This is a genomic window from Streptomyces sp. NPDC047022, from assembly GCF_040644155.1.
Lineage (GTDB): Bacteria > Actinomycetota > Actinomycetes > Streptomycetales > Streptomycetaceae > Streptomyces.
In genome coordinates this window covers 241036-247156 of sequence record NZ_JBEYVV010000006.1, presented here as the reverse complement: position 1 = coordinate 247156, position 6121 = coordinate 241036, and the positions used below count along the sequence as shown (strand labels likewise).

Below are 6121 nucleotides of genomic sequence, written 5' to 3'. Positions count from 1 at the left end.
AGCGACCTCGGCATCCTCAACACCGAACTCTCAGCATGGCAGAACGCCACCAACACCGACCGACGTCAGGTGAACTGGCAGTTCACCACCCACGACGCACGCATCAGACTGCGCCACCTCTATCCCAAAAATTAGCCGCGACAACCTACTAGTTTGATCGGCTTCGCCACCGCTCAAACGTTCCCACGCCGAGACCGCCAACCCGGCGAACGTATGCGGTCAGAGCACCAGCGGGGCCCTCACGCTCTGGCTCTAGTCCTGCCTGGGCGCGCCCCAGGTTCCGTAAGGTGAGACCGGAGGCTGGCCTCCCGGCGCGGCGGTGGCGGCACGGCCGCCTCGGGGGATGAGCAGGGCGAGGACGCCGAGGCCGATGATGAACTCCAGGATGACGGTGATCTGGTCCACGACGCCGCTCTCAGGCATGCCGTGGAAGGTGAACAGCACGTGCTGTGCGGCCTCCATGTCGATGCTCACGAGTCCGAAGACGGCTGTCACACAGCCGACCGCGATCCCCAGGGCGCGCGCCGGCGGCATCCGGACAAAGGCCAGGACCGCGGCGAGCAGGCACAGCAGCGCCCTGGCCCAGCCGCTCCAGGCGAACGAGGGCGCCAGCAAGGAGGTCAGGCCCTCCTGGCCGGTGAGCAGGTTCCAGTAATTGAACGGGCCGTACTTCTCGGTGGTGTACCGGGTCATGCCGTACACCTGCCAGGCGAGGTTGATCAGCGCGTCGACCGCGAGCAGAACGCCCGCGAAGACGGCGGGAACGGCCCTCGGCGGTGCCGGAGGCCCGCCGAGGGCGGGGTCCTGCGCCGGCCGCCTGCCCACGCGCACGGTGATGAGCAGGGCGACGGCTCCGAGGAATCCGGCAATGCCGGTGTTCAGGAGCCACGTTCGGTCCGGCAGGCCCGCATACCGTTCGGAGCTCATGACCCACACCGTGGGAGTCCGGTAGACCAGGGTGAGAGCGGCGGCCGTGACGAGGACACCGGCTCCCGAGGGCTTCGCGGCTGTCGCGCAGGCGACGGCGAACACGGCCAGGAGCAGTACGTCGAGGCCGGACGTGGCCAGCAGCGAGTGGATCGCTCCGGGCAGCATCACCCCGGACCAGGTCCACAGGGTGTCATGCAGCCCGACGTCGCTGATGTCCCGGATCATCCAGGCGAGTTCGGTCAGTGCCAGCACGACGCATATGAGCCTGGCGACGACACGAGCAGGGAACGTGAGAACCGTCCCACTCATCATGGTTGTTTTCCCCCTTGACGCTCCGCCCCACGGGATGCCCCGTGCGGCAAGACCGCACACTCTACGATGAGCGGTTCCTCCCCTCGGGGACGGTCCCCGGTCATTTCCCTTCTGTACGCGGGTCCTCCGGCACGGCCGGGCAGGATCCGCTCCGGGTCGCGGCCGGCGCGGCGTCACGGCGGAACAGGGCTGTCCAGAGAAAGGCTTCGCCGAAGCGGGGCGAGTCGGCGGGCTCGTCATGCATCCGCCGAAGCTCGATCTCCGACAGGTCCGCGAAGATGGTGCGGAGGGCTCGCGGTGTGTAGGCGAGACCGCCCTCGAGGCGTCCGAGGCGATAGAACTCCTCGTCGGACAGTTCGGAGCCCATGGCACCGGCGGCGAAGCAGGCGAGGCCGAGCAACCCGCCCGGCGCGAGCAGGCGTTCAAGGAGAGCCAGGTAGCTGACGCGGCGGTGCGGTGGCAGGTGGTGAAAGCAGCCGGAGTCGTAGATCAGGTCGTACGGGCCCCGAGTTCGCCGCCCGCGGCCGAGAAGGCGTCCACGCAGCGGAAACGTACGTTGGTGTCCTGCTCACTCGCGCGGTCCCGGGCCCAGGCGATCGCCGCGGGTGACAGGTCGACGGCGTCCACCGTGAAGCCGACCGAGTCGAGGTACAGGGCGTTGCGGCCCGGTCCACACCCCAAGTCGAGGGCACGGCCTGGGGTGATGAGTCCCCGGTCGACGTACGAAACAAGGTTTTCGTCCGGTTTCGTCACGAAGAAAGGCACGGGCCTGGAGCGGTCCTCGTAGAAGCGATCCCACCATGAACCGCCCGTACCCGCCCAGCGGTTGGCCTCCGGGCTGAACAGGCCGTCCATGAGCCGGAGTACATCCTCCATCGTGCGCACATCGCGATTCATCCGATCCCCTTTCCGAGTCGGGCGATCATAGTTCCCTCCAGCGCTCAGGGGCTGTGTGAACTGCGGCCGCGAAAGCCCTGTTCGGCCGGGTGGCGGGAGTTGACTCGGACGGGCATCCCGCCCGTCCGGCGGCTTGCGGAAATCGCGCTCACCCCGGCGCCGCTTCGCGTCACGGGGCCTTCTCCGTCATGGCGGCCGTGCCTATTTCGCTCGGTGCCCGCCGGCACAGCGCCCAAATGCCCCTAGCCACGACCCCGTTACATTGTCTGTACTTCGTAACAGAGGGAGCCGGTGGACCGTTGACCCCGTCCAGACAGGTGAACGGGGTTGACAGGGAAGACCAAGAAAAGACAAGGGGCGGGGCGCCATGGGGACGCGGGGCGGACGGGGTTGGCATGGGCGGATGTTCGCGGCGGCGCTCGGGGTGACGGTGGTGGCAGCCGTCACGTCGGTGTGGACGGCGGAGGCTGGACCGGTCAAGGAGCACCGGTCCACGACGGCGGGCGCATCGGCGCACCCCTCCTCCCCGCCGGGTTCCGGGAACCCGGACACCGCCGCGGGCACCGGCAGCAAGCACGTTTCGGCGGAGCTCGCCCATGCCTCGGAACTCGGTGCCCGGGGCGTCAACATCACCATCGATGACGGGCCGGACCCGGTGTGGACGCCGCGGGTGCTGGAGGTGCTGCGGGACAACGGTGTGAAGGCCACGTTCTGCATGATCGGCCCCCTTGCCCAGGCGCACCCGGACCTGGTCAAGGCCGTGGTCGCCGCGGGGCACCGGCTGTGCGACCACTCGGTGTCGCACGACACGACGATGGACAAGAAGTCCGAGGCGTACCAGTCGCGGGAGATCCTGGACGCCGCACAGATGATCACGCAGGCGTCCGGGGGCGTCCAGCCGTCGTACTACCGGGCGCCCGGAGGTGCCTTCACTCCCTACAGCCGGAATCTGGCGGCCTCTCACGGCATGCGGCCGCTGGGCTGGAACGTCGATTCCAAGGACTTCGAGCGTCCCGGCACGGCCACCATAGTCGCAACGGTCAAGAGGGAGTTGCACCTCGGTCCGACCCTCCTGTTCCACGACGCCGGCGGGGACCGCTCCCAGACCGTGGCCGCCCTGCGCGAGGTGCTGCCGTGGCTGAAGCAGCAGGGCTACTCCTTCGGGTTCCCCGTGCGCTGACGGGAATCCGACGGCTGTCCGGCGAGTATGGCCTCGCGCATCGCCTTGGCGGTGGCAGCCGCGTCGTAGGTCTCGGTGATACCCGGCACCAGGATGATGTCGCCCTCGATATGACGTGAGCGCAGCGGTGCGATCTCCCGGTACGCGGGCGAGTCCCACCAGGCTCGCGCCTCGGCCGTGCCGGGGAAGCCTATGACGACGACGTGCCCGGGCCAGCTGCCCTCCGTCACCTCGTGCTGTGCGCCGTGCACGAGGAATCGGCCGCCGTAGGGCTCGAAGGTCGCGGTGACACGCTCGATGTACTCGGCGATGTCCGGGTGCGGGGTGGCCTCTCGCAGGTGGGCAATGGCGTAGGCGGTCATGACGTCCTTCCGGTCGCTGGGGTCCCTGCACGGCAGACCATGGCATCCGTCAGGCGCCGGGGTCGATTACCTGGAAGGTCATCGACCCCGGCCCGGCCAAGGCCTCTCAGCGGCCGGTGCCGCACCTGTAGAGCGTCTGGGCGGTGGCGGCCGTCGCGCCGTAACCCCGGGCGTCGGGCATGGCGCCGGAGGGCTCCGTGCCGCCGTACGCGGAGGCGGGAACACGGCTGCACGTGGACTGAACCCAGGTGGTGATCCGGGCGGTGGGCGTCGTCCCGCTGCCGCCGCCGAACCGGCCGCCCATGCCGCGGTCGCCGCCCAGCAGCACGTAGCGCAGCTTGCCGGAGTCGACCAGGGCGCGGAACTGTGTCTCGCTCGGGAAGGGCACGCTGCCGCTGAAGCCGCCGAGCGGCAGCACATGGGCGCCGGTGGCGAGGATGTACGGGGAGGCGCCGTTCCAGCTGGTGGTGGCGAAGACGTAAGCGGCGTGACCCTGGTGCGCGGCGGTGTAGACGAGCAGCTTCCGCTGGTTCGCGGTCAGCGCGCCGCTCCCGCCGAAGCCTGTGGGGCTTCCGGGGCCGCGCATGCCGCCCTGAGACGTCCGACCGCCCCCCGCCATGCCCCCGCCCCGGTACGGCGGCCCCATCCGGCCGCCGGCCTGCCTCGCGGAGCCGTATCCGCGGTTCGTCCCGGACGGGCCCACCGCACCCATTCCGGAACTGCTGTACGACGGGTTGAAGACCTGCACGGCCCACGCGCTCGGCGCGATCAGCACCGCGGCGAGGGACGCGGCCAGCCCGGCGAGGGCGAGCCGGCCTCCGGACCGGGCCCGGCCGCCGGGGCCGGCGAGGATCAGCAGTACGACGGCGGCGAGACCCAGCGCGCACACGGCGGGCGCCAGCCACGGCAGGAACGTCGGGAACTGACCGGCGAGATACGCGCTCCACGCAGTTGTCGCCGCCACCGCGCCCGGCAGCGCCCAGGCACGACGGCCACCGGTCCGGTAGGCACGCCACATCAGCCTGACACCGCCTCCGGTGAGCGCGGCGAGCGGTACCGCGATGACGCCCATGTAGTACGTGTGGCCGCCGACGCTGCCGGCGCTGAAGACCAGGAAGTATGTCGTCAACCAGGTGCCCCACAGGGCGAATCCGGCCCGGATCCGGTCCGTGCGCGGCTTGCCCCGGCGCCACATCAGACCGCAGACGACGGCGACGGCGGCGATCGGGTAGAGCCAGCCCGTCTGCGAGGCCAGCGATGTGCCGAACATCTTCGACCAGCCGTCCTGGCCGCCGCCCCGCGCTCCCATGCCACCGTGGCGGGCGCCGCCGAACTGCCCGTACGGCCCGGACTGCCCCGCCCGGCCGCCCTGGCCCGGTCGCCCGGCGCCCGGCATCGCGTGCTGTCCGCCGTGGCCACCGCCACCGCCCCGTGTCGCACTGACACTGCCGGTCGAGGCCGCGCTGATGCCGAGCGAGGAGAAGCGGTTGAGGAAGTTGTAGCCGACCACCATGCTGAACGCGGAGTTGTTGGTGGTGCCGTCGACGTAGGGTCGGTCCTTGGCCGGGGCGAGGGTGACGACGAGCATCCAGGATGCCGAGACGGCGGTCATCACCACGGCGGCCACGGCGAGGTGCGCCAGCCGCTTCCGCAGCGCGATCGGCGCCGAGAGCAGGTACACCAGGGCGAGTGCGGGAAGCACCGCCCACGCCTCCAGCATCTTGGACTGGAAGCCGATACCGACCCAGAAACCGGCGGCCAGCAGCGGGCGCAGGCGGCCGTCCCGGGCCGCGCGCTGGGTCGCCTCGGCCGCCAGCAGCACGCACAGCGTGAACGCCGGGTCCTCCACCGCCGTGCGGAAGAGCCCCACGGCCACCGGGGTCAGCAGGAACGCCGTCCCGGCGATCAGCGCCGCCGGGACACCGGCCCAGCGGCGTACCAGGCGGTACAGGACCAGCAGGCTCGCCACCCCCTCGAGAACCTGGGGAAGGATCAGCGCCCACGGATGGAATCCGAAGAGGCGGGCGGAGAGCGCTTGCGGCCACAGGAATCCCGGCAACTTGTCGAGCGTGATGGAATTCCCGGGGTCGAAGGAGCCGTAGAAGAACGCCTTCCAGCTCTCCGTCATACTGCGGACGGCATTGGCGTAGAACGCATGGTATTGGCTGTGGTTGATTCCCCATGCGTAGAGCACGGCGGCGAGCACGGTGAGTGCCAGCAGCGCGGGACGCGCGTACGCGGGCTGGTCCACCGGGGATCTCCATGGCGCGCGACGACTGGCACTGGCGGGCGGGGAGGGGTCGAGGATTGTCGTAGCCATGTACGGAAGTCTTCGGCACCGCGCGGGCCAGGAACGCCAAAGACGGGCCCCTTCAAGGGAATTCTCATGAACTGAGGGGGGATCCTTTAACCAACCTGGTGTGGATTTCAATCCGCGAAG

Annotated in this window: 4 protein-coding genes and 1 pseudogene; 1 reads left to right on the top strand and 4 read right to left on the bottom strand. The window is 69.9% G+C overall.

Translation table 11 applies throughout. The features are described from left to right. Positions 1-252: 252 nt before the first annotated feature. Both ABZ845_RS10325 and ABZ845_RS10320 read right to left on the bottom strand, forming a co-directional pair. Positions 253-1242, bottom strand: coding sequence for a hypothetical protein (locus ABZ845_RS10325; RefSeq protein WP_360975768.1), 990 nt, complete (start codon positions 1240-1242; stop codon positions 253-255). Between the two features lie 100 nt (positions 1243-1342). Further along, positions 1343-2139 (bottom strand): annotated as a pseudogene (locus ABZ845_RS10320) (class I SAM-dependent methyltransferase). A gap of 367 nt (positions 2140-2506) precedes the next feature. Between ABZ845_RS10320 and ABZ845_RS10315 the strand changes: the two are divergent. Continuing rightward, entirely contained in the window at positions 2507-3319 is an 813-nt protein-coding gene (locus ABZ845_RS10315; RefSeq protein WP_360975765.1) for a polysaccharide deacetylase family protein, read from the top strand. Here the strand turns inward: ABZ845_RS10315 and ABZ845_RS10310 are convergent. Together ABZ845_RS10310 and ABZ845_RS10305 are read right to left on the bottom strand one after the other, a co-directional pair. Further along, positions 3292-3681, bottom strand: coding sequence for a DUF1330 domain-containing protein (locus ABZ845_RS10310; protein ID WP_360975762.1), 390 nt, complete (start codon positions 3679-3681; stop codon positions 3292-3294). The two genes, ABZ845_RS10315 and ABZ845_RS10310, sit on opposite strands and share 28 nt — an antisense overlap. Positions 3682-3787: 106 nt before the next feature. Beyond that, positions 3788-5932: a glycosyltransferase family 39 protein gene (locus ABZ845_RS10305; protein ID WP_360975759.1), complete on the bottom strand. Its 2145-nt coding sequence runs from the start codon at positions 5930-5932 to the stop codon at positions 3788-3790. Between the last annotated feature and the right edge of the window lie 189 nt (positions 5933-6121).

Coding starts and splice junctions, on each gene's coding strand:
- ABZ845_RS10315 (WP_360975765.1), top strand. CDS start 2,507: ATGGGGACGCGGGGCGGACGGGGTTGGCATGGGCGGATGTTCGCGGCG.
- ABZ845_RS10325 (WP_360975768.1), bottom strand. CDS start 1,242: ATGATGAGTGGGACGGTTCTCACGTTCCCTGCTCGTGTCGTCGCCAGG.
- ABZ845_RS10310 (WP_360975762.1), bottom strand. CDS start 3,681: ATGACCGCCTACGCCATTGCCCACCTGCGAGAGGCCACCCCGCACCCG.